We start from the raw sequence: 24319 nt of genomic DNA on the forward strand, positions 1-24319 counted from the left end.
CCACCTGCGGTGGAGCCGCGACTCCCGAAGGCGGACGGAGGTCACCCCCGACCGGGCGCAGCACGTGACTGCCGGCCTTCGTGGCGCGTGACCCGAGGCGACGACGGGACTGGACAGGACTTGGCCGACGCTGACGAGCCGGACGGCGTTTGCTCGCCGATCCACGCTCGACCTGCAGCAGTGCAGCGACCCGCAGGCTGCGCTGCCTTGACGAGCTGGCGCGATGTCGGCTCGAGGATCGACGGGATCGAGCACCTGTGAGCTACGACGCGAGTTCGATCGAGGTCCTCGAAGGCCTCGAGCCGGTCCGCAAGCGACCGGCGATGTACATCGGGACGACCGGCCCGGACGGCCTCCACCATCTCGTCTACGAGGTCGTCGACAACTCGATCGACGAGGCGCTCGCCGGCTACTGCAAGGAGGTCGGCGTCACGATCCACGCCGACAACAGCGTCACCGTCGTCGACGACGGACGCGGCATTCCGGTCGACGAGCATCCCACCGAGAAGCGGTCCGCCGCCGAGGTCGTGATGACGACCCTCCACGCCGGCGGGAAGTTCAACGAGAACAGCTACAAGGTCTCGGGCGGCCTGCACGGCGTCGGCGTCTCGTGCGTGAACGCGCTGTCGAGCCGTCTCGAGCTCGAGATCCGCCGCGAGGGCAAGGTCTGGCGGCAGACCTACGAGCGCGGTGTCCCGACGAGCGCGCTCGAGGCCATCGGGACGACGGACAAGACGGGCACGCGCGTCACCTTCCATCCCGACCCCGACATCTTCCCCATCACCGAGTACTCGTTCGACACGCTCTCGCAGCGTCTGCGCGAGCTCTCGTTCCTGAACGCGGGAGTGCGCATCCAGATCTCGGACGAGCGCACCAAGAAGAGCCACGACTTCTGCTACGAGGGCGGCATCCGCTCGTTCGTCGAGCACCTCAACAAGAACCGCGCGCCGCTGCACCCCGAGCCCGTCTACATCGCGGGCGAGCGCACCTTCTCGGATCACGGCCGCGAGGTGCCCGTCACCGTCGACATCGCCCTCCAGTACAACGACTCGTACAACGAGGCCGTCTACTCGTTCGCGAACAACATCAACACCGTCGAGGGCGGAACGCATCTCGTCGGCTTCCGCACCGCACTCACGCGCACGCTCAACCGCTACATCCAGACCTCGCAGGGCGGCAAGGACGCGAAGTCGAAGGCCGAGAACGTCTCGGGCGACGACCTGCGCGAGGGGCTGACGGCCGTGGTCTCCGTGAAGCTCCCGCAGCCCGAGTTCGAAGGGCAGACCAAGGCGAAGCTCGGCACGAGCGACGTGCGCGGCATCGTCGAGCAGATCGTCTACGACCAGCTCGGCGCGTTCCTCGAAGAGAACCCCAACGTCGCGAAGCCGATCGTCGCGAAGGTCGTCGAGGCGATGAAGGCGCGCGAGGCGGCCCGCAAGGCGCGCGACCTCGCGCGGCGCAAGGGCGCGCTCTCCGACTTCAGCCTTCCCGGCAAGCTCGCCGACTGCCAGGAGCGCGACCCGACGTTGTGCGAGCTGTTCATCGTCGAGGGCGACTCGGCCGGCGGCACGGCCAAGCAGGGACGCTCGCGCGAGACGCAGGCCATCCTGCCGATCCGCGGAAAGATCCTCAACGTCGAGCGCGCGCGCCTCGATCGCATGCTCGCGAGCGCGGAGATCCAGGCGATCACGGCGGCGATCGGATGCGGCATCGGCCCCGACTTCGAGCTCGCGAAGGCGCGCTACCACAAGATCATCATCATGACGGACGCGGATGTGGACGGCTCGCACATCCGCACGCTGCTGCTGACGTTCTTCTACCGCCAGATGCGCCCGCTCGTCGAGGCCGGCTACCTCTACATCGCACAGCCGCCGCTGTTCAAGGTCAAGCGCGGACGCAGCGAGCGCTACATCAAGGACGAGGCGGCGCTCGAGACGCACCTGCTCGACAACGCGCTCGGCAACCTGAGCGTCACGGCCGAAGGACAGGCCTCGCCGCTCGCCGAGCCGGCGTTGCGCGAGCTGCTGCGCCACGCGAGCGCCGCGAAGCGGCTGCTCGACCTGCTCGCGCTGCGGAAGATCGACGAGCGCGTCGTGCGCGCGGCCGTCGTCTCGGGCACGCCGAGCGAGCAGGATCTCGCCGACGCCGAGCGCCTGCGCGGCCCGGTCGCCGACCGGCTCGAAGCCGAGCTCGCGCGCATCGATCCCGAAAGCGACGGCGTGCAGTGGAGCGTCGAGCCGGACACCGAGCACGGCGCGCACCGCCTCGTCGCGACGACGCGCCGCGCGGGCGCCACGCAGCGCACCGTCTTCGACACGCCCTTCCTGCGCTCGCCGGACTTCCAGCGGCTCCAGCAGCTGCAGGCGGCGATCCGCGAGGTCGGCGCGCCGCCCTACGCGCTGCGCCAGGGCGACGACGAGGCGCTGGCGATTCCCGGCGCGGTGCGGCTGCTCGAGGCGGTGCTCGACATCGGGCGCAAGGGCATCTCGATCCAGCGCTACAAGGGCCTCGGCGAGATGAACCCCGACCAGCTCGCCGACACCACGATGAACAAGGATCGGCGCACGCTGCTCCAGGTGCGCATCGAGGACGCGATCGCATCGGACGACGTGTTCGCGACGCTCATGGGCGACGACGTCGAGCCGCGGCGGGCCTTCATCGAGGAGAACGCGCTGAACGTCGAGAACCTCGACATCTAGCGCGCGGAGAGGGACGTGGCGGACGAGCCGAACCAGCCCGGTCAGCCGGACGCGCCGCAGGACGACGCGGCGGCGACCGCCGCATCGTCGTCCGGCGGTGCCGGCGGCAACGGAGCCGACGGCGGCGGGGCGACGCCGCCCGGCGGCGCGTCGAGCTCCCAGCCGATCGCGATCGAGGACGAGGTCCGCTCGTCGTTCCTCGCGTACTCGATGTCCGTCATCATCTCCCGCGCGCTGCCCGACGTGCGCGACGGTCTGAAGCCCGTCCACCGCCGCATCCTCTACGCGATGAACCAGGAGGGCCTGCTCTCCAACCGCGCGTACAGCAAGAGCGCGGGCGTCGTCGGCGAGGTGCTCAAGCACTACCACCCGCACGGCGACTCGGCCGTCTACGACGCCATGGTGCGCATGGCGCAGGACTTCTCGCTCCGGTACCCGCTCGTCGACGGCCAGGGGAACTTCGGCTCGATCGACGGCGACCCGGCCGCCGCCTACCGCTACACCGAGGCCCGCCTCAACCGGCTCGCCGAGGAGATGCTGCGCGACATCGACCGCGACACGGTCGGCTTCGCGCCGAACTTCGACGGCTCGATGCAGGAGCCCGTCGTCCTGCCGACGCGCGTCGCGAACCTGCTCGCGAACGGCTCGTCCGGCATCGCGGTCGGCATGGCGACCAACATCCCGCCTCACAACCTGCGCGAGCTCACCGAGGCCATCGTGCTCGAAGCGCGCAACCCCGACTGCACCGTCGACGACCTGCTCGAGAAGATGCCCGGGCCCGACTTCCCGACGGCCGGGCTGATCTGCGGGCGCGAGGGAATCCGCAGCTACTACATGACGGGCCGCGGCCACCTCACGCTGCGCGGCCGCGCGCAGATCGAGGAGACGAAGAAGGGCACGCCGCGCATCGTCGTCACCGAGATTCCGTACCAGGTGAACAAGGCCGCGATGCTCGAGCGCATGGCCGAGCTCGTGCGCGAGGGGCGCATCGAGGGCATCACCGACCTCCGCGACGAGAGCAATCGCGAGGGCATGCGCGTCGTGATCGAGCTGCGCAAGGATGCGCCCGACGAGGTGATCCTGAACCAGCTCTACAAGCTCACGCCGCTGCAGCAGACGTTCGGCGTGAACCTGGTCGCGCTCGTGAACGGGCGCCCGCAGACGCTCTCGGTGAAGCAGTGCCTGCGCCACTTCATCGACTTCCGCCGCGAGGTCGTGATCCGACGCGCGGTCTACGACCTCGAGCAGGCGCGCGCGCGCGCCCACATCCTCGAGGGCTTCGAGATCGCGCTCGACCACCTCGACGAGGTGATCGCGATCATCCGCGCCGCCTCGGACACGGCCAACGCGCGCGAGCAGCTGATGGCGCGCTTCGGCCTGTCGGAGCGCCAGGCGCAGGCCATCCTCGACATGCGCCTGCGCGCGCTCACCGCGCTCGAGCGACAGCGCGTGCTCGACGAGCTCGCCGAGCTTCGCGCGCGCATCGCCGACCTCGAGGACCTGCTCGCGAGCGACGCGCGCGTGCTCGACGTCGTGATCGAGGAGGTGCAGGAGGTCGCCACCGCGTTCGGCGACGACCGCCGCAGCGAGATCACGGGCGCCGTCGAGGACTTCCACGCCGAGGACCTGATCGTCGAGGAGGACATGGTCGTCACCCTGTCCCACTCGGGGTACATCAAGCGCAACCCGCTCACGCAGTACCGCGCGCAGCGCCGCGGCGGCAAGGGCGCTCGCGGCATGCAGACGCGCGAGGAGGACTTCGTCCGCCACCTGTTCGTCGCGAGCACGCACGCGTACCTGCTGTTCTTCACGAACCGCGGCCGCGTGCACTGGCTCAAGGTGCACGAGCTGCCGCAGCTCGGGCGCGCGGCGAAGGGCAAGCCGCTCGTGAACCTGCTGCAGCTGCAGAAGGACGAGCGCGTCCAGACGATGCTCGCGGTGCGCAGCTTCGACGACGTCGAGGGCGACTGCGTGCTGCTCGTGACGCGCGCGGGCGTCGTGAAGAAGACGACGCTCGACGCGTTCTCGAACCCCCGCCGCGGCGGCATCATCGCGATCAACCTGTCCGAGGACGACGAGCTCATCTCGGCGGGCCGCACGCGCTCCGGCAACGAGGTGATCCTCGCTTCGCGCACGGGCAAGTCGATCCGCTTCGACGAGAGCCAGGTGCGCCCGATGGGCCGCGCGGCCGGCGGCGTGCGCGGCATGACGCTCGCCGCGGGCGACGAGATCGTCGGCATGGAGATCCTGTCGCCCGGCGCCACGGTGCTCACCGTGACCGAGCGCGGCTACGGCAAGCGCACCCCGCTCGAGGACTACCGCGTCCAGCGCCGCGGCGGCCAGGGCATCATCACGATCCGCGCCAACGAGCGGAACGGCTCGGTCGTCGGCGTCGCCCAGGTGGTCGACGACGACGATCTCATGCTCATCACCGACGGCGGCAAGGTCCTCCGCTGCCGCGTCTCCGGCATCTCGACGATGGGCCGCAACACGCAGGGCGTGCGCGTCATGGACCTCGAGGAAGGCGAGACGCTCGTCGCCATCGCGCGGCTCGCGGAGGGCGACGTCTCCGAGGGAGACGGCGAGGCCGGCACCGCCTAGCACCGAGGAGCGCGCGAGCCCCGTGCCTTCCCGCAAGACGACGAAGTCGAGCCAGCTCTTCCGGCGCGCGAAGCGGCGCATCCCGGGCGGCGTGAACTCGCCCGTGCGCGCATTCGGCTCGGTCGGCATCTCGCCGCCACCCTTCATCGCGCGGGGCAAGGGGAGCCGCATCGTCGACGTCGACGGCAACGAGTACGTCGACTACGTGGGCTCGTGGGGGCCGCTCATCCTCGGCCACGCCGACCGCGAGGTGCTGCGCGCGATCGAGCGCGCGGCGAAGAGCGGCACCACGTTCGGCGCGCCGACGGCGCGCGAGATCGACCTGGCCGACGCCGTGCGCCGCGCGCTGCCGTCCATCGAGATGATGCGCATGGTGAGCTCGGGGACGGAGGCGACGATGAGCGCCATCCGCCTCGCGCGCGCCGCGACGGGGCGCGAGCGCGTGCTCAAGTTCGAGGGCTGCTACCACGGCCACAGCGACGGGCTGCTCGTCGGGGCCGGGAGCGGCGTCGCGACGCTCGGCATCCCGGGCTCGCCCGGCGTTCCGAAGGCCATGACGCGCCTCACGGTGCAGGCGCCGTACAACGACCTCGACGCGACGTTCGAGGCCTTCGAGCGCTGGGGCGACGACATCGCCTGCGTCATCGTCGAGCCGATCGCGGGCAACATGGGCTTCGTGCCGCCGGTGCCGGGCTTCCTGCCCGGCCTGCGCCGCCTGTGCGACCAGTTCGGCGCGCTGCTGATCTTCGACGAGGTGATGACGGGCTTCCGCGTCGCGCACGGCGGCGCGCAGCGTCTCTACGACGTGAAGCCCGACCTCACGACGCTCGGCAAGGTGATCGGCGGCGGCCTGCCCGCGGCGGCCTACGGCGGCCGCGCGGAGCTGATGGAGCGCATCGCGCCGGCCGGCGACGTCTACCAGGCCGGCACGCTCTCCGGGAACCCGCTCGCGGTCGCCGCGGGGCTCGCGACGCTGCGAAGGCTCGCGAAGCCCGGCGTCTACGAGAAGCTCGAGCGGCGCGCCGAGAGCCTCGCGCGCGGGCTCGTCGAGGCGGGCGAGTCGGCGGGCGTCGCCGTGCACGCGGGCTGCGCGGGCGGGATGTTCGGCTTCTTCTTCCTGTCCGAGGGCCAGCAGGGACCGATCCGGAGCTTCGCCGACGCGAAGCGCGCCGACGCCGATCGCTTCCGGCGCTTCTTCGCGGCGATGCTCGACCGCGGCATCTATCTCGCGCCGTCGCCGTTCGAGGCGGGCTTCGTGTCGCTCGCGCACACCGGGCGCGACGTCCGCAAGACGCTCGAGGCGGCGCGCGAAGCGATGCAACGAGTCGCTGCAGACCGTTGAGGCCCCGGGGGCGAGCGGCTAGCATCCGCCGGCCCTCGGACCGCGTGGAGGGCTTCCGCGTTGGGCTTTCCGCGTCCTCGATTGCCGAAGCCTCCCGAGTCCGGAAGGCGTCGGCAGGCCAAGGCCTATGAAGGCGCCTTCGAAGCCGTCGCGGCCGTCATCATCGCGGCGCTGCTCGGATATGGCGCCGACGCGAAGCTCGGCAGCACGCCGTGGGGGCTGCTCGTCGGCGTCGCGATCGGCTTCGCGGCGATGGTGCTTCGATTGTTCCGGCTCGGGCGCGAGCTCGAGCTCGTGGATGCGCCGCGCGCCGGGACACCGGGTGAACGGGAGACCGGCGAGGAAGCTGGCGCGAGCGACGGGAGCGACGACGGGCCCGGCCCGCCCCGCTGACGGCGCGTCGAGTCAGGGCGAGCGCGGGTCGGGTGGAGCCGGCCACCGCAGGATGCAGGCGACGTGAGGATCCGCGACGACATCGAGGGCATGAGCCTCGCCCTGAGCGCCGGCGCCGTCGGCGCCGCGTACGCGCTCGCGCCCGCGCCGTTCGCCGACGGTCTCGCGATCGGCGCGGCGATCGAGGCGCTCAACCTGCGCGCGCAGGTGCGCGCGGCGCGCCACTTCTTCCGCGCGAGCGCCGACGCCGAGCAGGGTGCCGGCCCGTGGATCGGCGGCTTCGGGTTCCGCTTCGGTCTGACGGCCGCGGCCGTGATCGCGGCGCTGCATTTTGGTACCGATCCCGCCGGCCTGCTCCTCGGACTCTCGCTCGCGATGCCCGCGGTCGTGGTCTGGGCGTGGCGCAACCGGCCGCCGGTCGTCGCGCACGAGCTCGCCGCACCCCTCGAGCCCGACGACCCGAGCTGGGACAACTGGAGCATCTGGCGCGCCACCGAGGTCGAGCCGCCGACCGACGAAGAGCGCGACGACAGAGGAATGCAGATCATCCCATGAGCATCTACGACCTCGTTCCCGGCCATCTCCCCGTCGTCTACTCGGCGTCGCTGCTCGCCGCCGCGCTGCTCGTGCTCGCCGGCCTCTCGGTGAAGCGCAAGATCGAGGCCGGCGGTGTCGTGCCCGACCGGGGCATCACGCTGCGCAACGTCTTCGAGGCGATCGTCGAGTACCTGCTCGACATGGCGGACGCGACGATGGGCCACGAGGGGCGCAAGTACCTCGGCGTCGTGTGCTCCATCTTCTTCTTCATCCTGATCGCGAACCTGATGGGACTCGTGCCGCTCGTCGGCGGCGCGACGAGCTACGTCGAAGCGGCGTGCGCCTGGGCCATCATCGCGTTCCTCGTCTACAACTTCGTCGGCATCAAGACGCACGGGTGGAAGTACGTCTACCAGTTCATGGGGCCGTCGCTGCTCGACCTCCACGTCGGCGGCAGGAAGTTCCACGTGCGTGCGCTGGCGCCGCTCTTCCTTCCGCTCGAGCTGCTGCTCCACGGTGCGCGCATCCTCACGCTCACGGTCCGCCTCCTCGCCAACATGTTCGCCGACCACACGGTCGTCGGCGTGTGGATCAGCATGGTGCCCATCGCGGTGCCCGCGATCTTCATGGGCCTCGGGACGCTCGTCGCGTTCCTGCAGGCCTTCGTGTTCGCCCTCCTCACGATGATCTACATCGGATCTGCGCTCGAAGAAGCGCACTAACCAGAACGACGCACCTCACAAAGGAGATCTCGTCATGCGTAAGTTTGCGAAGCTGGTCCTGTGGACCCTGGTTGCGACGGTCCTGCCGGCCGCCGCGATGGCCGAGGACGGCAGCGGCAGCGGCGCGCTCGGCGCGGGCCTCGGCGCCGGCATCGCGATCGGCCTCTCGGCCCTCGGCTGCGGCCTCGGCCAGGGCATCACGGCCGCGAACACGACGGCCGGCATCGCGCGCAACCCCGGCGCGGCGGGCTCGATGTTCACGAACTTCATCCTCGCGATGGTCCTCATCGAGTCGATCGCGATCTACGGCCTCGTGATCGCGTTCCTCCTGCAGGGCAAGGTCTGATCGTTCGCGCCGGGCGCACCCGGCGCGTGCGCCGCGGTCCCCGCTCGCGCGTCTCCCTCGACGGCATCGCGCCGTCGAGGGAGACGCTGGGTGGCGACCAGGAGCGGGGTTCACCCCGTTACGACCCCGCTCCATACCGAGGCCGCCACCCAGCGCCTCCGGACCCGTCGACCCCCGGTCCCGATGAAGGGGTAGGACGGGCGACGCCCAACGGCGTCACCCCGCGAAGAGAGCAAGCAGCGTGCCCGCGCGCGTGCGCGGCGCGCATGCGCGCAACCGCGCGGATTCGCGCGCGCTCGGCGCGCGCACCGGAGCGCGCGCCGCACGTCCGGGTCCGCGCGTTCACGGGCCGCGCGTGAAGCGCGGTTCACTCGTCGCGTTCGAGGGCATCGACGGCTGCGGGAAGTCGACGCAGTGCGAGCGGCTCGCTCGGGCGCTCGGCGCGCGCGGCGTCGACGTGGTGCAGACGCGCGAGCCCACGGACGGGCCGTTCGGTCGGCGCATCCGCTCGATGGCGCGCAGCGGCGCCCCGGTCGCGCGCGAGGAAGAGCTCGCCTGGTTCGTCGAGGATCGCCGCGCGCACGTGCGCGACGAGATCGAGCCCGCCCTCGCGCGCGGCGCCGTCGTGCTCTGCGACCGCTACTTCCACTCGACCGTCGCCTACCAGGGCGCGCGCGGCTTCGACCCGTGGCAGCTGCTCGCCGACAGCGAGCGCGAGTTCCCGTCGCCGGACCTCGTGCTCTACTTCGCGATCGACGTGCGCGCGGCGCTCGCGCGCGTGCGCGCGCGCGGCGGCCCGCCCGAGCCCGCCTTCGAGCGCGCCGACTTCCTCGAGCGCGTGGCCGCCATCTTCGAAGCCCTCGCGGCCGCGTGCCCCGCGTTCGCGCGCATCGACGCGACGGGCGACGAGGACGCCGTCGCCGCTCTCGCGCTGCGCGCCTTCGAGGAGCGCCTTCCCGGCGTCGCCGGGACGCCGCCCGCCGCGCGCCTCCCGTGAGCGCGCGCCGCGCGGCGCTCAGTCGTCGTCGCGCGGGCGGTCGGGCTCGATCGGGAGGACGACCGGCTGCGCGGCGAGCCGCCGCGCCACGAGGACGAAGCCGAGCCCCGCGCTCGCCGTGCACGCGAGCAGGAGCAGCGGCGGTGTGAAGCTCTGGTCGAGCTGGTTGAAGCCGGGGATCGGCAGCGCGTCGCCGAGCGAGATCGCCGCGACGCCGATCGCGTTCCATCCCATGTGGAGCAGGATCGGCGCGAGCAGCGAGCCGCTCGCGACGCGCACGACGCCGAGCAGCGCGCCCGAGCCCACCGACAGCAGCGCCCACGACAGCGGTGTCGTCCCGCCCGCGTTGATCGTGCCGATGCCGACGATCGCCGTGAAGATCACGCCGGCGGCGCGGCCGAGGTAGGCGATCGCACCCTGCTGCACGACGCCGCGCAGCAGCCACTCGACGACGACCGGCTGGATCCCGACGAGGAAGAGCGCGCGCTGCACGACGGCGAGCGTCGTGTCGCTCTCCCGCGCGGCCTCGATGGCGTCGCGAACCGCCTGCGGATCGGCCGGCGGGATCAGGTGTGCGATCCAGTTGTCGACCTCGCTCGCGACGATCACGTACGGCAGCAGCAGCGCGAGCGCGGGAGCGAGGCGCGCGTCGAACCCGACGAGCCCGAGCCGCGGCGCCTGCGGCTCGGGAACGCGGCGCGCGGCGAGCGTCGCGACGAGCCCGAACGCGAGCGTCATCGCGATCCCGACCACGCCGATGTCGAAGCTCCGCTCGACGTGACTCGGGTCGAGCTGCAGCGTGAACAGGAAGAGGGCGAGCACCCACGCGATGCCGACCAGCGCGGCGCCCACGAGCGGGCTCGGGAAGTGCGGCCTCTGCATCGAGACGGAGCCTCAGCGCGCAGCGCGGCGAAGGCGCTCTGCCAGCGCGCGGCCGGTGTGGCTGCGCGCGCAACGCGCGACGTCCTCGGGAGTGCCTTCTACCACGATCTCGCCTCCGTCCTCGCCTCCTTCCGGACCGAGGTCGACGACGTGATCGGCGGCCAGGATCACGTCGACGTGGTGCTCGACGACGACGACGGTGTTGCCGAGCTCGACGAGACGCTGCAGCAGCTCGAGCAGCTTCGCGACGTCCGCGAAGTGCAGGCCGGTGGTCGGCTCGTCGAGCAGGTAGAGCGTGCGCCCGGTCGATCGCTTGCCGAGCTCGCGCGCGAGCTTGATGCGCTGCGCCTCGCCGCCCGACAGCGTGGTCGCGGGCTGGCCGAGCGCGAGATAGCCGAGCCCGACCTCCTCGAGCATGCGCAGCGGCCGCGCCACTGCGCCCGCGTTCTCGAACAGCGTCGCCGCCTCCTCGACCGTCATCTCGAGCACGTCGGCGATGCTCGCGCCCTTGTACTTCACGGCCAGGGTCTCGCGGTCGTAGCGACGGCCGCCGCACGTCTGGCACGTCACGAACGAGTCCGGCAGGAAGTGCATCTCGATGCGCAGGAGGCCGTCGCCCTGGCACGCCTCGCAGCGCCCGCCCTTCACGTTGAACGAGAAGCGACCCGGCCCGAAGCCGCGCACGCGCGCCTCGGGCACCTGGCTGAAGACGCGGCGGATGCCGTCGAACGCGCCGACGTAGGTCGCCGGGTTGCTGCGCGGCGTGCGTCCGATCGGCGACTGGTCGACGGACGTGACCTTGTCGACGTGTTCGAGGCCGGCGAGCGTCGCGAACGCACCGGGCGTCTCGCGCGCGCCGTGGAGGCGGGCGGCGAGCGCGCGGTGCAGCGTGTCGCGCACGAGCGACGACTTGCCCGAGCCCGACACGCCCGTCACGACCGTGAGCGTGCCGAGCGGGATCCGCAGCGTCACATCCTTGAGGTTGTGCTCGCGGCAGCCGCCGAGCACGAGCGCGCGGCCCGAGCCCGCGCGCCGCGTGCGGGGTGCGGCGATGCGCTCGCGTCCCGCGAGGTAGGCGCCCGTGGGCGATGCGGCGTCGGCCTCGATCTCGGCCGGCGTTCCGCACGCGACCACGTGGCCTCCGTGCACGCCAGCCCCGGGCCCCATGTCCACGACCCAGTCCGCGCGCCGGATCGTCTCCTCGTCGTGCTCGACGACGACGACGCTGTTGCCGATGTCGCGCAGCTGCTCGAGGCTCGCGAGCAGCCGCCCGCAGTCGCGCGCGTGCAGGCCGATCGACGGCTCGTCGAGGATGTAGAGCACGCCCATGAGGCGCGACCCGATCTGCGTCGCGAGCCGGATGCGCTGCGCCTCGCCGCCCGACAGCGTCGCGGCCGGCCGGTCGAGCGTGAGATAGGCGAGGCCGACGTCGCACAGGAAGCGCGCGCGATCGCGGATCTCGCCGAGCACGCGCTGCGCGACGGCGGCGCGCGTGCCGGTGAGCGAGGCCTCGAGCTCGTCGACGAACGCGGGCAGCGACGCGATCGGGAGGCGCGCGACGTCGTGGATGCCGCGCCCGAGCAGCGTCACGCTGCGCGCTTCGGGGCGCAGGCGCGCGCCCTCGCACGCCTCGCACGCGACGGGGCTGCGGTAGCGCTCGAGCTCGCGCTCCTCCGCGCCGTCGATCGCGCCGTCCTCGCGCGCCGTCGCCTCGCGCCGCTCGAGCTCGTCGACGACGCCCTCCCAGGTGCGCGCGACGCTCCGCTTGCGCGCGCGCTTGCGCGTCTCGAGCGCGAGCTCGATCGCCGCGTCGCCCGTCCCGAACAGGATGCCGTCGCGCACGCGCGCCGGCAGCTCGCCCCACGGCGTCGCGAGCTCGACGCCGAAGTGCGCGGCGAGCCCTTCGAGGAGACGCTCGTAGTACAGCCCGACGCGCCCGCGCCCGGCGCGCCACGGCGCGATCGCGCGCGCGAGGGGAAGCGTCGGGTCGGGGACGATGCGCGCCGGGTCGAGCACGTGGCGGACGCCGAGGCCGTTGCAGTCCGGGCACGCGCCCGAAGGCGCGTTGAACGAGAACAGGCGCGGCGCGATCTCGGGGAACGACGTGCCGCAGTCCGCGCACGAGGACGACGCGCTGAGCGTCCACTCCTGCGCGCCGGCGCCGGCACTCGCGGCTCGCGCGTCGCCGTGGCCGTGGCCGCCCGCCGCCGCGCCCGCATCGCCGATCGCGATGCGCACGAGGCCGTCGCCGAGGCGCAGCGCCTGCTCGATCGAGTCGCGCAGGCGCGCGCCCACCGACGCCTTGACCGCGATGCGATCGACGACGACGTCGATGTCGTGGCGCTTCGTGCGCTCGATCGCGACGTCGTCGTCGAGGTCGCGCATCGCGCCGTCGATGCGCGCGCGCACGAAGCCCTGCTTGCGCAGCTGCTCGAGCTCCTTCTTGTAGGAGCCCTTGCGCCCGCGCACGACCGGCGCGAGCACCCACGCGCGCGTGCCCTCCGGAAGGCGGAGCACGCGCTCGGCCATCTGCGCCGGCGTCTGGCTCGAGATCGGGTTGCCGCACTCCCAGCAGTGCGGCTCGCCGGCCCGCGCGTAGAGCACGCGCAGGTAGTCGAGGATCTCGGTCACCGTGCCGACGGTCGAGCGCGGGCTGCGGCTCGCCGTCTTCTGCTCGATCGCGATCGCGGGCGAGAGCCCGTCGATCGCGTCGACGTCGGGCTTGCTCATCTGGTCGAGGAACTGGCGCGCGTAGGCGGACAGCGACTCGACATAGCGTCGCTGTCCCTCGGCGTAGAGCGTGTCGAACGCGAGCGACGACTTGCCCGAGCCGGAGAGCCCCGTGACGACGACGAGCTTCCCGCGCGGGATGTCGAGGTCGACGTCGCGCAGGTTGTGCTCGCGCGCGCCGCGGATCGAGATGGCGTCGGGAGCGGGACGCGGCGGAAGCCGCAGCAGCGAGCCCGCCGCACGTGCGCGCGCGTCGCCGCGCGCTGCGCCGGACGTCACGCTCGCCTCAGCGGCGCCCGCCCTGCATCTGCAGGACGCGCGCCCCCTCCGCGTAGACGCCCTTGCGCTCGATGTACGTCTCGGCGCGCACGCTCTCGATCCACTTCACGTACTCCTGCTCCGTCTTGCGCGACCCGATCTCCTGCTCGAGCTCGGGGCGCGCGTCCTCGAACGAGACGGGCCGGAACGAGCGGCGCTCGACCACCTCGAGCAGGTTGCATCCGAAGGGCATCACGACGACGTCGCTGACGCCGCGGTCGCCGATGCCGCGCACGACGGGCGCCATCCAGGCCGCGATCTCGCTCGTGTGGATCCAGCCCATGTCGCCGCCGCGCTCGCCGTTCACGTCCGAGATCTCGCGCGCGAGTGCAGGGAACGAGATCTCGCCGCGCGCGATGCGCTCGCGCCCCTCGGCCGCGATCGCGCACGCCGTGTCCTGATCGCGCAGCGAATCCGTTCCCGATGCCACGAGGATGTGCCGCAGGTACACCTCCTCGCCGCCGCTCGGCTGGCTCGCGTGCCGCTCGGCGTAGAGCGCGCGGAGCTCGCCCTCGCCCACCTTGACGCGCGAGCGGACCATTCCGTTGATCACCTTCGAGCGCTCGATCTCGCTGCGGAGCTTCTCGCGGTACTCGGCGACGGAGAGCCCGTGGCTCGTGACGCTGCGGACGAGCTGCGGAACGCTGATGCCGGCGTCGCGCGCGATGCTCGCGATGGCCTCGTCGACCTCCGGGTCGGTGGCGGAGAGCTCGAGGCGCTTCACCATCGTCGAGACGAGCCGCTGCTCGATCAGGCGCTCGAGCACTTCGCCGCGCATCACCTGGATGTCGGCGTCGGTCGCGCCCTGGTCGCGCATGCGCTTCTCGTAGGGCCGGATCATCGCCTCGACCTCGGAGATCAGGACGATCTCGTCGCCCACCTGTGCGGCGATGCCGTCGACGAGCTCGCGCGCCGACGCGCGCGAGCCGGCGGCGAGCGGGGCGATGACGAGTGCGAGCAGGAGCGCTGCGCGCTTGGCGATGTGCATGGACCCCCCGATGCGGAAGCAGCCTCGGCGCGGCACCGGCCCTCGGCGCGACGGGCGAGCGCGAACGCGCGCGCGGCGAAGGGCCCGGTCGACCCGTTCTGGACCCGGCCCCGGACCCGGACACCCGCGTGGGCGCGCGGACGACGACCGACGCTCGTCGACCGGAAGCGGCGCAGGGCGCCGAGGACGGACGCGAGCGGCGGAGTCTAGCGACCCCGCACGGCCCGACTCGTTCCCGCGCCGTCGTCGCGCGCGGAAGCGCCGCGCATCGGGCGCCGCGCCTGCACCCGGTCGTCGGCGAGGCCCCGACCGCGCGGACTCCCTCCCACCTCGGCGCCGCTCGCTGGCGATGACGCCGATCGATTCACGGAGCCCCGGGGCGATGACGCAAGGCGCGTCCTTCGCGACGCCTCGTCGAACTCCCACGGACCGGCGGGCCGCCGACCCGGACGAGGGGGCGCCTGCGGCCCACTCGCGATGGTCGGGGTGCAGCGCGCGCCCGGCGAGCGGCGAGTGAGGAGTTCGCGGCCGCGGTCCCGCTCGCGCGCGGCGCGGCCCGCCAGCGCGAAGTCGCGAGCGGAAACGACGGGCGCATCGATCTCGCCGATTGATACCTCCGAGCACTCGACACGAGCAGATCGAGAATTCCCATTCTCGATATCGATATCTGTGTCATCATCACGATCGTGAAGCAGCCTCGCGAGACGATTCGCGCGCGCGTGATCGAGGTCGCCCAGCGGCTCCTCGCGGAGCGCGGCATCGAGGGCGTGAACACGAACGAGGTCGCGCGCACCGCGGGCATCGGCGTCGGCACCTTCTACGGGCTCTTCCCCGACAAGCACGCGCTGGCCGACGCGGTCACGTTCTCGGCCTGGGAGCAGCTCGGATCCGCTCTTCTCGACGCACCTTCTGACGCGAGCTCCATGACGCGCGTCATCGTCGATTTCGCGGCCGCATCGCCCGAACGCTTCCGCGCCGCATTCGGGCGGCCGCCCTCGTCGAGGCCCGGCCGCCCGGCTCTCCAGCTCTCGACCCGTCCACTCGCGCGGCGGCTGGCGGCGAGCCGCGAGGCGGGTGAGCTCGACGCCGAGCTCGACGCCGAGATCGCCGCGCGCGCGTGGTGGGCCATGGCGAGTGGCACGCTGATCTGGTGGCTCGAGGATCCGCGCCGCGCGGATCGCGAGGCGCTCGCGAGGACGCTCGCCGCGCTGCACCCGCTGGCCGCCGGCGCGCGGAGGCCGGGGTGACGCGTCGGGGCGGTCGGCGCGCGCCGCGGCGCGCTCCCGCCGGTGCAGGGAGCCGCGACGCGAGGTTCGACGCGCCTGACGCAGCTTCCGCGACGCGCGTCATACCGCCCGCCATGACGCGCGTCGCGATCCAGCTCGCCTGCCTGGCCGCCTGCGTCATCCACCTCGTCGCCGCGGCCGCCGCGGCCGAAGCCGCGTCCTCGCTCGCCACGGAGCGCGTCGTCTTCATCGCGGGCGGGCGGAGCCACGGGTACGGCGAGCACGAGTACCGGGCCGGGGCGCGCCTGCTCGCCACCGCCGTCGAGGAGGCGGGGCTCGGGCTCGACGCGGAGGTCTACGAGGGCTGGCCCGAGGACCCGCACGCGCTCGAGGGCGCCGCGGCCGTCGTGCTCTCGATGGACGGGCGCGGCGCGCACCTCGCGCTCGACCACCTCGACGAGCTCGATGCGCTCGCGCGGCGCGGCGCGGGCATCCTGGCGCTTCACTGGGCCGTCCACGTGCCGCGCGGCGAGGCCGGCCGCGCCTTCGAGCGCTGGATCGGCGGCTACTACGAGACCGGCTACTCGACGAATCCGAAGTGGGACGCGGAGCTCGCGCTCGATCCCGCCCACCCGGTCGCGCGAGGCGTCCACGGCCCGGTCCGCATCCACGACGAGTGGTACTTCCGCATCCGGTTCCCCGAGCCGCCGCGAGGCGCGAGCGAGAGCGCCGGCCCGGGTCGCCTGCGCGCGATCGCGACGGCGGTGCCGACCGACGACGACCGCGCGCGCGTCAGCGCGTTCTGGCCGTGGGCGGCACCGCCCGACGGCGTCGCACGGGAGAGCGGACGGCGCGAGACGCTCGTCTGGTCGCTCGAGCGCCCGGACGGCGGCCGCGGCCTCGGGTTCACCGGCGGCCACTACCACTGGAATCTCGGGAACGACGCGTTCCGCACGCTGCTGCTGAACGCGATCGTGTGGGTCGCGGGTCGCGACGTCCCGCGAGATGGCGTCGCGTCGCGAACGCCGACCTTCGACGAGCTCCGCGCCGGGCAGGACGAGCGCGAGCCGTGGGGGTTCGACGCGGACGCGGTCCGCGAGCGCTTCGGCCTCGCGGTCGCCGCGCCGTCGCACGTGCCACTCGAGCGCTTCCACCTTCCCGACGACCTCGAGATCCGCGTCTTCGCCGAGAGCCCCCTGCTCTACAACCCGACCAACATCGACGTCGACGCGAGCGGCCGGGTCTGGGTGGCGGAGGGCTGGAACTACCGCGGCGCGCCCGGGGCGCGCGCGGCGGGCGACCGCATCGTCGTGCTCGAGGATCGCGACGGCGACGGCGCCGCCGACGCGTCGCACGTCTTCGTGCAGGATCCGTCGCTCGACGCGCCGCTCGGCATCGCGGTCGTCGGCAACCGGGTCCTCGTGTCCATGGCGCCCGCGCTCGTCGAGTACACGGACGTCGACGGCGACCTGCGGTTCGACCCGCGCGTCGACCGGCGGCGCGTGCTGCTCGACGGCTTCGCCGGCCACGACAGCGACCACGCGCTGCACGCGGTCGTCGTCGGCCCCGACGGCGCGTGGTACGGAAGCTTCGGCAACGACGGCGCGGACGTCGTCGACGGCGACGGGCGCCGCTTCCGGTTCAAGGGCCGCGGCGACGCGCCGGACGCGCTCGCACCCGCGAGCGACGACGGGCGCGTCTACGTCGGCGGCGCGTCCTTCCGGTTCGACCCGTCGCCCGGGCGCGAGCAGCGCGCGCGCGCGTTCGAAGTCGTCGCACACAACCTCCGCAACTCCTACGAGCAGGCCTTCACGAGCGCGGGCGAGCTCTTCCAGAACGACAACGACGACGGCGACGCGTCGCGCACGACGTGGGTGATGGAGCACGCCAACGCGGGCTTCGCCTCGAACGACGGCACGCGCACGTGGGTGCTCGACCGCCGTCCCGACGAGCCGGTGGCATCCGCGCACTGGCGCCAGCGCGACCCCGGCATCGCGCCGGCGGGCGACGTCTACGGCTCCGGCGCACCGACCGGGATCGTCGTCAACGAGGGCGACGGGCTCGGCCCTCGCTACCGCGGAGCCGTGATCTCCGCCGACGCCGCGCTCGAGACGCTGCTCGCCTATCGACCCGTCGCGCGCGGCGCGGGCTTCGAGCTGGCGTCGACGCGCTTCGACCTCGTCACGACGAACCCGACGCGCGAGCTCGCGGGCACCGACGTCTCGCGCGGCGAGCGCGCGACGGGGCTCGCCGGCTACTTCGTGCGCAAGGCGATGGAGGCGCGTGGCCGCGGCGCGCAGGAGGCGTGGTTCGAGCCGATCTTCCGCGCGCTCGGCCTCGACCGACGCTATGTCGCTCCCGCCGGCGCCGACCCGGTGCGCTTCCGGCCGTCCGACGTCGCGATCGGGCCCGACGGTGCGCTCTACGTCGCCGACTGGCTCGACGCGTACGTCGGCGGCAGCACGATGGCGGACGCGCAGCGGCTCGGCGCCGTCTACCGCATCGCGCGTCGCGGCGAGCCGCTCCCGCGCCCCGCGCCGCCGGACGTCGGCGCGATCGACGGCGCCGTGCGCGCGCTTCGCAGCCCGGCCGTGCACGTGCGCGCGCTGGGCTTCGACGCGCTCCGCCGGGAGGGCGCGCGCGCGGCGCCTGTGGTGCGCGCGCTGCTCGACGACCCCGACCCGTTCGTGCGCGCGCGCGCCGTGTGGCTGCTGCCGTCCGCGGGCCTCGCGGCGCGCGCACGCGCACTCGTGCACGAGGACGCTGCGCTCCGCGTCGCGGCGTACCGCGCGCTCCGGCGCGCCGGAGAAGCGACCACGGGCGACGCGCTCGCGATGGCGCGCAGCGGCGACGCCGCCGCGCGACGCGAGGCCGCGCTCGCGATGCGCGCGCGCCCGTGGAGCGAGGCGCGCGAGGTGCTGCTCGAGCTGGTCGCGCGCCTCGACGCCGACGACCGCACCGAGCTCGAAGCCCTCGGCGCCGGTGCGGACGGGAAGGAGCGCGAGCTCTACGCGGCCGCCGCCGCGCGCGAGCCGGCCGATGCCACGGCGTGGAGCGCGGCCATGGCGGCGCTCGCCTGGCGCCTCCACCCGCCCGAAGCCGTGCCCGCGCTGCGCGTTCGCGCGCTCTCCCCCGCACTCGACGCGGCCGCCCGCGAGCGCGCGCTCGACGCCCTCGCGTTCACGCCCGCGCGGGAGGCCGCGCTCGCGCTCCGCGACGCGACCCGCATCGCCGACGCGGCGCTCGCGCGACGCGCCGCCTGGTGGCTCGATCGCAACGCCACGACGCACGGGCTCGCGTTCGGCGTCGGCCACGACCTCGAGCCGCAGTACGACCCGGCGCTCTACGTGGACTTCCGCGCGCTCGCGGACGCGGGAGAGGAGGAGCGCGCGCGTGCCGCGCGCGCACTCGGGAGCGCCGAGGAGCTCGCGGCCCGCCCCGCCGACGCCGCGCGCGGCGCGGACCTCTTCGCGCGCGGCGCAGCGCCCTGCCGCGCGTGCCACGCGGTGGGCGGCGAGGGCGGTGCGATCGGGCCCGACCTCGGCGAGGTCGGCGCGCGGCTCTCCCGCCGCGAGATCCTCGCGCGCATGCTCGCGCCCACGTCGGACCTGATGCCGAGCGCGGCCGCACTCGGCCTCGCGCCGCAGGACGCGGCCGACCTCGCGGCGTTCCTCGCGCGCGGGCCGCTGCGCGCCGACGACGCCTCGGCGGGAGACGACGCCATCCGCTCGCAGGACGCCGGAGCTCGCTAGGCGACGCTAGTCGAGCACGATCTCCTTGAAGCGCTGCGAGTCGACGTGCTCCTCGATCTCGACGATCCGGCCGTCCGCGACGCGGTAGACCCAGACGTACTCGTTCGAGTAGTCGCGCCCGTTCGCGGCCTTGCAGGCGTTGTGCGTGCGCATCACGACGCGGTCGCCGTCGGCGACGATCCACTTCACGTCGACCTTCATGGTCGCGAGGTCGAAGAACTTCGCGCCCGCTCCGCCCATCGCGGCGAGCACGGCGTCGCGGCCCTTCGGCGCGCCGAGGCCGGCGGCGGCGGGCGGCGTCCACTGGACGTCGTCGGCGAGCAGCGCGGCCATCTTCGCGCCGTCGCCCTGCGCCTGCGCTCCGAGGTATTCGAAGACGATCTTGCGGGTCTCTTCCGTCGTGCTCATGCGCGCTCCTCGGCTCGTCGTGTCGCGGCCGTGAGGGCCGCGAGCGGGGCCGCGCACTCTACGACGCGCCCGCGAGCCTGGCGAGCACGCTCTTCGCCGCGTCGAGCAGTGCGGGCGCACCGCCGTGGAGCGGTGCGGGTGCGTAGATCCTGTGGTCCGGGCTGACGCGCAGCTCGTTGCTCCCGCCGGTAAGCAGGTTCACGAGCCGCTGCGGGTCGATCTTCGCGCTCGGGCCGACGGTGAGCACGAGCTCGCCGCGCGCGAGATCGACCGCGACGACGCCGAGCCGCGCGGCGAGCGCCTTGATGCGGATGACGTCGACGAGGTGCTCGCCGTCGGGCGGCAGCGGCCCGTAGCGGTCGAGGATCTCGTCGCGGATGCGCGCGATGTCGTCCTCCTCGCGCGCGCTCGACAGGCGCTTGTAGAGCACGAGCCGCTGCGAGACGTCGGCGACGTAGTCCTCGGGGAGTCGCGCCTGCACGGGCAGGCGGATCTCGGGGTCGATCTCGTGCTCGCGCAGCGTGCCGCGCAGCTCCTCGACCGTCTCCTCGAGCAGCTCCATGTAGGTCTCGTAGCCGACGGCCGCGAGGTTTCCCGACTGCTCGGCGCCGAGCATGTTGCCCGCGCCGCGGATCTCGAGGTCCATGTTCGCGAGCCGGAAGCCCGAGCCGAGCTCCGACAGGTCCTGGATGGCCTCGAGGCGGCGCTGTGCGTCGGGCGGCAGCGCGTCCTGCTGGATCGGGATCAGCAGGTACGCGTAGGCGCGGTGGTCGCTGCGCCCGACGCGGCCGCGCAGCTGGTAGAGCTGCGCGAGCCCGAGCGCGTCGGCGCGGTCGATCAGGATCGTGTTCGCGCGCGGGATGTCGATGCCGCTCTCGATGATCGTCGTGCACAGGAGCACGTCCGCGTCGCCGCGCGCGAACGCGTGCATCCTGTCCTCGAGCTCGCTCTCCTTCATCTGCCCGTGCGCGACGATCACGCGGACCTCGGGCACGACGCGCGCGAGCATGTCCGCCACCGCGCCGATCGAGCCGACGCGGTTGTGCACGTAGAACACCTGCCCGCCGCGCCGCACCTCGCGCAGGATGGCCTCGCGGACGAGCGGCTCGCCGAAGCGCGACACCTGCGTGCGCACGGCGAGCCGATCGGCCGGCGGCGTGTTGATGACCGAGAGCTCGCGCACGCCCGTGAACGCGAGCTGCAGCGTGCGCGGGATCGGCGTCGCCGTGAGCGTGAGCACGTCGACCGTCTTCTTGAGCTGCTTGATGCGCTCCTTGTGGCCGACGCCGAAGCGGTGCTCCTCGTCGACGACGAGGAGCCCGAGGTCGCGGAACACGACGCGCTTCTGCAGCAGACGGTGCGTGCCGACGACGATGTCGACCGAACCGTCGGCGAGCCCTTCGAGCGTCGCGCGCGCGTCCTTCGGCGAGCTGAAGCGCGAGAGCATCGCGACGCGGATCGGGTAGCCCGCATAGCGTTTGCACAGCGTCTCGTAGTGCTGCAGGCAGAGCACGGTCGTCGGCACCAGGAAGGCCACCTGCTTGCCGTCCATCGCCGCGCGGAACGCCGCGCGCGCCGCGACCTCCGTCTTCCCGTACCCGACGTCGCCGCACACGAGGCGGTCCATCGGGCGGCCGCTCTGCATGTCGGCGAGCACGTCCTCGATCGCGGCGTGCTGGTCGACCGTCTCCTCGTACGGGAAGGCCGCCTCGAACTCCTCGAAGTAGGCGTCGCGCGGCGAGAACGAGTAGCCGGCCGCGAGCTCGCGCGCGGCGTGCACGGAGAGCAGCTCCTGCGCCATGTTGCGCAGCGACTGCTTCACCTTCGCCTTCGCGCGCTCCCACGTGGCGCCGCCGAGCCGGTCGAGCCGCGGCTGCACGCCGTCGGCCGCGCCGTAGCGCTGCACGAGGTTGAGCCGGTGCACCGGGAGGAAGAGCCGGTCGCCGCCCGCGTAGTCGATGCGCAGCATCTCGTTCGCGAGGTGGCGCACCTTCACCTCGACGAGCCCGCGATACGTCCCGATGCCGTGTTCCTCGTGCACGAGGAAGTCGCCGGGGGCGAGCTGGCCGAGCCCCTCGACGGCCATGCCCTCCTGCCAGCTCTCGCGCACCGCGGCGCGGCGCGAGCGCTCGCGCTGGCCGAAGACCTCCTCCTCGGTCACGACGGCGCGCGCTTCGTCGGGGAGCTCGAAGCCCTCGCCGAGCAGCGCGACGCGCACCTCGATGCGGCCGGGGGCCGACCACTTCCACACGGGGCGCGCGTCGTTCGCGAGCCGCGGCTCGAGGCCGTAGGCGCGCAGCAGCGCGACGAGGCGCTCGGCGGTCGAGAGCGCGTGGCACGCGACCGTCACGCGGTAGCGCTCGGTCTGCCATAGGCCGAGCTGGTCGGCGAGTGGCGTCAGCGCGCGCTCGTGGGTGCGCGAGCGCGCGAGCGCGCGGCGGAGCTCGTCGTGGCCGCGCGTTGCGACCGCGATGCGGTGCGGGCCCGCGTCGTCCTGCACGTCGAGCCGTTCGAGCGCGACCGGCGCGCGCTCCTGCGTGCGCGCGCGCGTCGCATCGGCGTCGAGCAGGAGCTCGGCGGGCGGCGAGCAGATGCGGCCCGCCTCGCGCGCCGTCTCGTAGTTGAACTCGGCGTCGGCGACGTACTGCGCGAGCCGCTCGCCCGCCGCATCCGGGTCGTCGAGCACGACGAGCGCGTCGTCGGGCAGGTAGTCGAAGACGGTCTCCTGCGCGGGCTGCAGGAGGCCGGCGAGGGCCTCGATGCCGGGAGGCAGGTGGCCGCGCACGAGCGCCTCGACGAGCTCGTCCGCCGCCTTCTCGGGCGCGCCCTGCTCGAGCGCGCGCAGGCGGAGGTCGTCCTGGATCGCGATCGCGCGCTCGCGCGTGAGCAGCAGCTCGCGCGGCGGCGGCACGGCGGCGCGGTCGAGCTTCTCCTGCGACCGCTGGCTCGCCGGGTCGAACTCGCGCAGCGACTCGATCTCGTCGCCGAGCAGCTCGATGCGCAGCGGCAGCGCGCGCTGCGGCGGGAACACGTCGACGATGCCGCCGCGCACGGCCACTTCGCCGCGCTCTTCGACGATCGCCATGCGCGCGTAGCCGGCCGCGACGAGCAGCTCGACGAGCGCGTCGCGGTCGATCGCGCGGCCGACCTCGAGGTGCACGGTCGCACCGCGCACGACGTCGCGCGCGGGAACGCGGAGCGCGAGCGCGCTCCACGGCGCGACCGCGACCGGCGGCGGCTCGCGCCGCGCGCTGCCCGCGCGCCCCGGGTCGGCGAGCCAGCGGTAGAGCAGGTCCATCCGCTGCGCGACGACGAACGGCTGCGGCGAGAAGCGCTCGTACGGGAGCGTGTCGTGGCGCGGGAACGCGCAGACGCGCGGTGCGGCTTCGCCGCCGAGCGCGCAGCGGAGGTCCTCGATCGCGCGGTCGCAGGCCTTGGAGCTCGCCTCGACGACGAGCACGGGCCGGTCGCCGTGCGCGCGCACGAGCTCGGCGAGCGCCGCGGTGCGCGCGCCGCCGCGCAGCCCGGTGATGCGCAGCGGGCGCTCGCGCCTCGCGGCCTCGCGCGCGATGTCCTCGAGCGTCCTCACGTCTCCCGCGTCTGCTCCTCGTCGCGCGCGAGTGCGCGCGTCGTCGCACCGTGTTCCGCGTGCCGTCGCGGCGCTGGCGCGGCGTGCGAGCGCACGAACGCCCCGACCTCGCGCGCGCGCCGGGGTGCGCCCGGTGCGTGCGGAGGCGAGACGAGCGCCGCACCCGCTGCGGCGGCCGCGCAGTGTAGCCGCCCGCGCGGCGCGTCAGCGCGCGGACGCGCGCTCGGTCGCCGGGACGCGGTCGTTTCCGTCGTAGGGCGGCGCGTAGACGACGAAGGCGACGGCCGGCTCGGGGCTCTCGTTGATGAACGCGTGCACGACGCCGCGCGGCACGTGCACGATCGAGCCCTCGCCGACCGCGCGCTCCTCGCCCGCGATGTGCATGCGGCCGTGCCCCGCGAGCAGCACCACCGTGATCGCGTGGCGATCGTGGCGGTGGAGCTCCTCGCGGTCGCGCACGGCGACGAGGTGCTGGCTCGTGTCGGCGTCGCGGGCGAGCTCGAGGACGCGCGCCGCGGCGCCGGGCGGAAGCTCCATCCGACGCGCGAGCGCGCGGAGCTCGGTCGTCGTGCGCGCGTGTGCGGTGAGGGCGTCGAGGACGGCGGGCTGCGTGCCCGTCGCGCACGCCGCGACGGCGCAGGCTGCGGCGGTGAGCGCGGTGCAGGCGAGCGCGGCGGCGAGGTGCGAGCGCCTTGCGGCGCGCGGCGATCCGGGCGGTGTGACGAGCGGGGAGCGACGGGACACGGGGTTCCTCCGGGCCTGCGCGGAGCGCGCGCCGTTCGCCGCGGG

Annotated in this window: 16 protein-coding genes; 10 read left to right on the forward strand and 6 right to left on the reverse strand. The window is 73.5% G+C overall.

Translation table 11 applies throughout. The annotated features are described in order from the left end of the window. Window positions 1-257 precede the first annotated feature (257 nt). The 8 genes from gyrB to tmk all read left to right on the forward strand — a co-directional run bounded on the left by gyrB (window position 258) and on the right by tmk (window position 9637). Window positions 258-2699, forward strand: coding sequence for a DNA topoisomerase (ATP-hydrolyzing) subunit B (gyrB, locus tag R3E88_22055; GenBank protein MEZ4219164.1), 2442 nt, complete (start codon window positions 258-260; stop codon window positions 2697-2699). A gap of 15 nt (window positions 2700-2714) precedes the next feature. After that, window positions 2715-5300, forward strand: coding sequence for a DNA gyrase subunit A (gyrA, locus tag R3E88_22060; protein MEZ4219165.1), 2586 nt, complete (start codon window positions 2715-2717; stop codon window positions 5298-5300). A gap of 22 nt (window positions 5301-5322) precedes the next feature. After that, window positions 5323-6642: a glutamate-1-semialdehyde 2,1-aminomutase gene (gene hemL, locus R3E88_22065; protein MEZ4219166.1), complete on the forward strand. Its 1320-nt coding sequence runs from the start codon at window positions 5323-5325 to the stop codon at window positions 6640-6642. A gap of 81 nt (window positions 6643-6723) precedes the next feature. Beyond that, window positions 6724-7035 carry an AtpZ/AtpI family protein gene (locus R3E88_22070; GenBank protein MEZ4219167.1) on the forward strand — a complete coding sequence of 104 codons (312 nt, stop codon included), beginning with the start codon at window positions 6724-6726 and terminating at the stop codon, window positions 7033-7035. A gap of 63 nt (window positions 7036-7098) precedes the next feature. Beyond that, a complete protein-coding gene (locus R3E88_22075; protein MEZ4219168.1) occupies window positions 7099-7590 on the forward strand; it encodes an ATP synthase subunit I in 492 nt (163 codons plus the stop codon). Continuing rightward, complete coding sequence (locus R3E88_22080; GenBank protein ID MEZ4219169.1) at window positions 7587-8294, forward strand: F0F1 ATP synthase subunit A; 708 nt, start codon at window positions 7587-7589, stop codon at window positions 8292-8294. Before R3E88_22075 ends, R3E88_22080 begins: the two co-directional genes overlap by 4 nt. Window positions 8295-8328: 34 nt before the next feature. Continuing rightward, on the forward strand, window positions 8329-8640 hold the full coding sequence (locus tag R3E88_22085; protein MEZ4219170.1) for an ATP synthase F0 subunit C: 312 nt from the start codon (window positions 8329-8331) through the stop codon (window positions 8638-8640). Window positions 8641-8995: 355 nt separating this feature from the next. Continuing rightward, complete coding sequence (gene tmk / locus R3E88_22090; protein ID MEZ4219171.1) at window positions 8996-9637, forward strand: dTMP kinase; 642 nt, start codon at window positions 8996-8998, stop codon at window positions 9635-9637. A gap of 18 nt (window positions 9638-9655) precedes the next feature. On the opposite strand, the gene R3E88_22095 is transcribed toward tmk, so the two are convergent. The 3 genes from R3E88_22095 to R3E88_22105 are packed head-to-tail and all read right to left on the reverse strand — an operon-like array spanning window position 9656 to window position 14555. Next, complete coding sequence (locus tag R3E88_22095; GenBank protein MEZ4219172.1) at window positions 9656-10519, reverse strand: CPBP family intramembrane glutamic endopeptidase; 864 nt, start codon at window positions 10517-10519, stop codon at window positions 9656-9658. A 12-nt stretch (window positions 10520-10531) separates the two neighbouring features. Further along, on the reverse strand, window positions 10532-13528 hold the full coding sequence (gene uvrA, locus R3E88_22100) for an excinuclease ABC subunit UvrA (protein MEZ4219173.1): 2997 nt from the start codon (window positions 13526-13528) through the stop codon (window positions 10532-10534). A gap of 7 nt (window positions 13529-13535) precedes the next feature. After that, entirely contained in the window at window positions 13536-14555 is a 1020-nt protein-coding gene (locus tag R3E88_22105; GenBank protein MEZ4219174.1) for a SurA N-terminal domain-containing protein, read from the reverse strand. Window positions 14556-15241: 686 nt separating this feature from the next. Here R3E88_22105 and R3E88_22110 point away from each other — a divergent pair. Both R3E88_22110 and R3E88_22115 read left to right on the forward strand, forming a co-directional pair. Then, window positions 15242-15802, forward strand: coding sequence for a TetR/AcrR family transcriptional regulator (locus R3E88_22110; protein MEZ4219175.1), 561 nt, complete (start codon window positions 15242-15244; stop codon window positions 15800-15802). A 113-nt stretch (window positions 15803-15915) separates the two neighbouring features. Continuing rightward, window positions 15916-19533, forward strand: a complete 3618-nt coding sequence (locus tag R3E88_22115) for a ThuA domain-containing protein (protein ID MEZ4219176.1) — start codon at window positions 15916-15918, stop codon at window positions 19531-19533. A gap of 6 nt (window positions 19534-19539) precedes the next feature. Here R3E88_22115 and R3E88_22120 read toward each other — a convergent pair whose 3' ends face one another. From R3E88_22120 to R3E88_22130, 3 genes are all read right to left on the reverse strand, one after another. Next, on the reverse strand, window positions 19540-19941 hold the full coding sequence (locus R3E88_22120; protein MEZ4219177.1) for a nuclear transport factor 2 family protein: 402 nt from the start codon (window positions 19939-19941) through the stop codon (window positions 19540-19542). A 58-nt stretch (window positions 19942-19999) separates the two neighbouring features. Then, window positions 20000-23530, reverse strand: a complete 3531-nt coding sequence (gene mfd, locus R3E88_22125) for a transcription-repair coupling factor (protein ID MEZ4219178.1) — start codon at window positions 23528-23530, stop codon at window positions 20000-20002. Between the two features lie 204 nt (window positions 23531-23734). After that, the gene (locus R3E88_22130; protein ID MEZ4219179.1) at window positions 23735-24274 is read right to left on the reverse strand and encodes a cupin domain-containing protein; all 540 of its coding nucleotides are present in this window, start codon (window positions 24272-24274) and stop codon (window positions 23735-23737) included. Between the last annotated feature and the right edge of the window lie 45 nt (window positions 24275-24319).

The organism is Myxococcota bacterium, from assembly GCA_041389495.1.
In the GTDB taxonomy this organism is placed as follows: Bacteria; Myxococcota_A; UBA9160; order UBA9160; family UBA4427; genus JAWKRT01.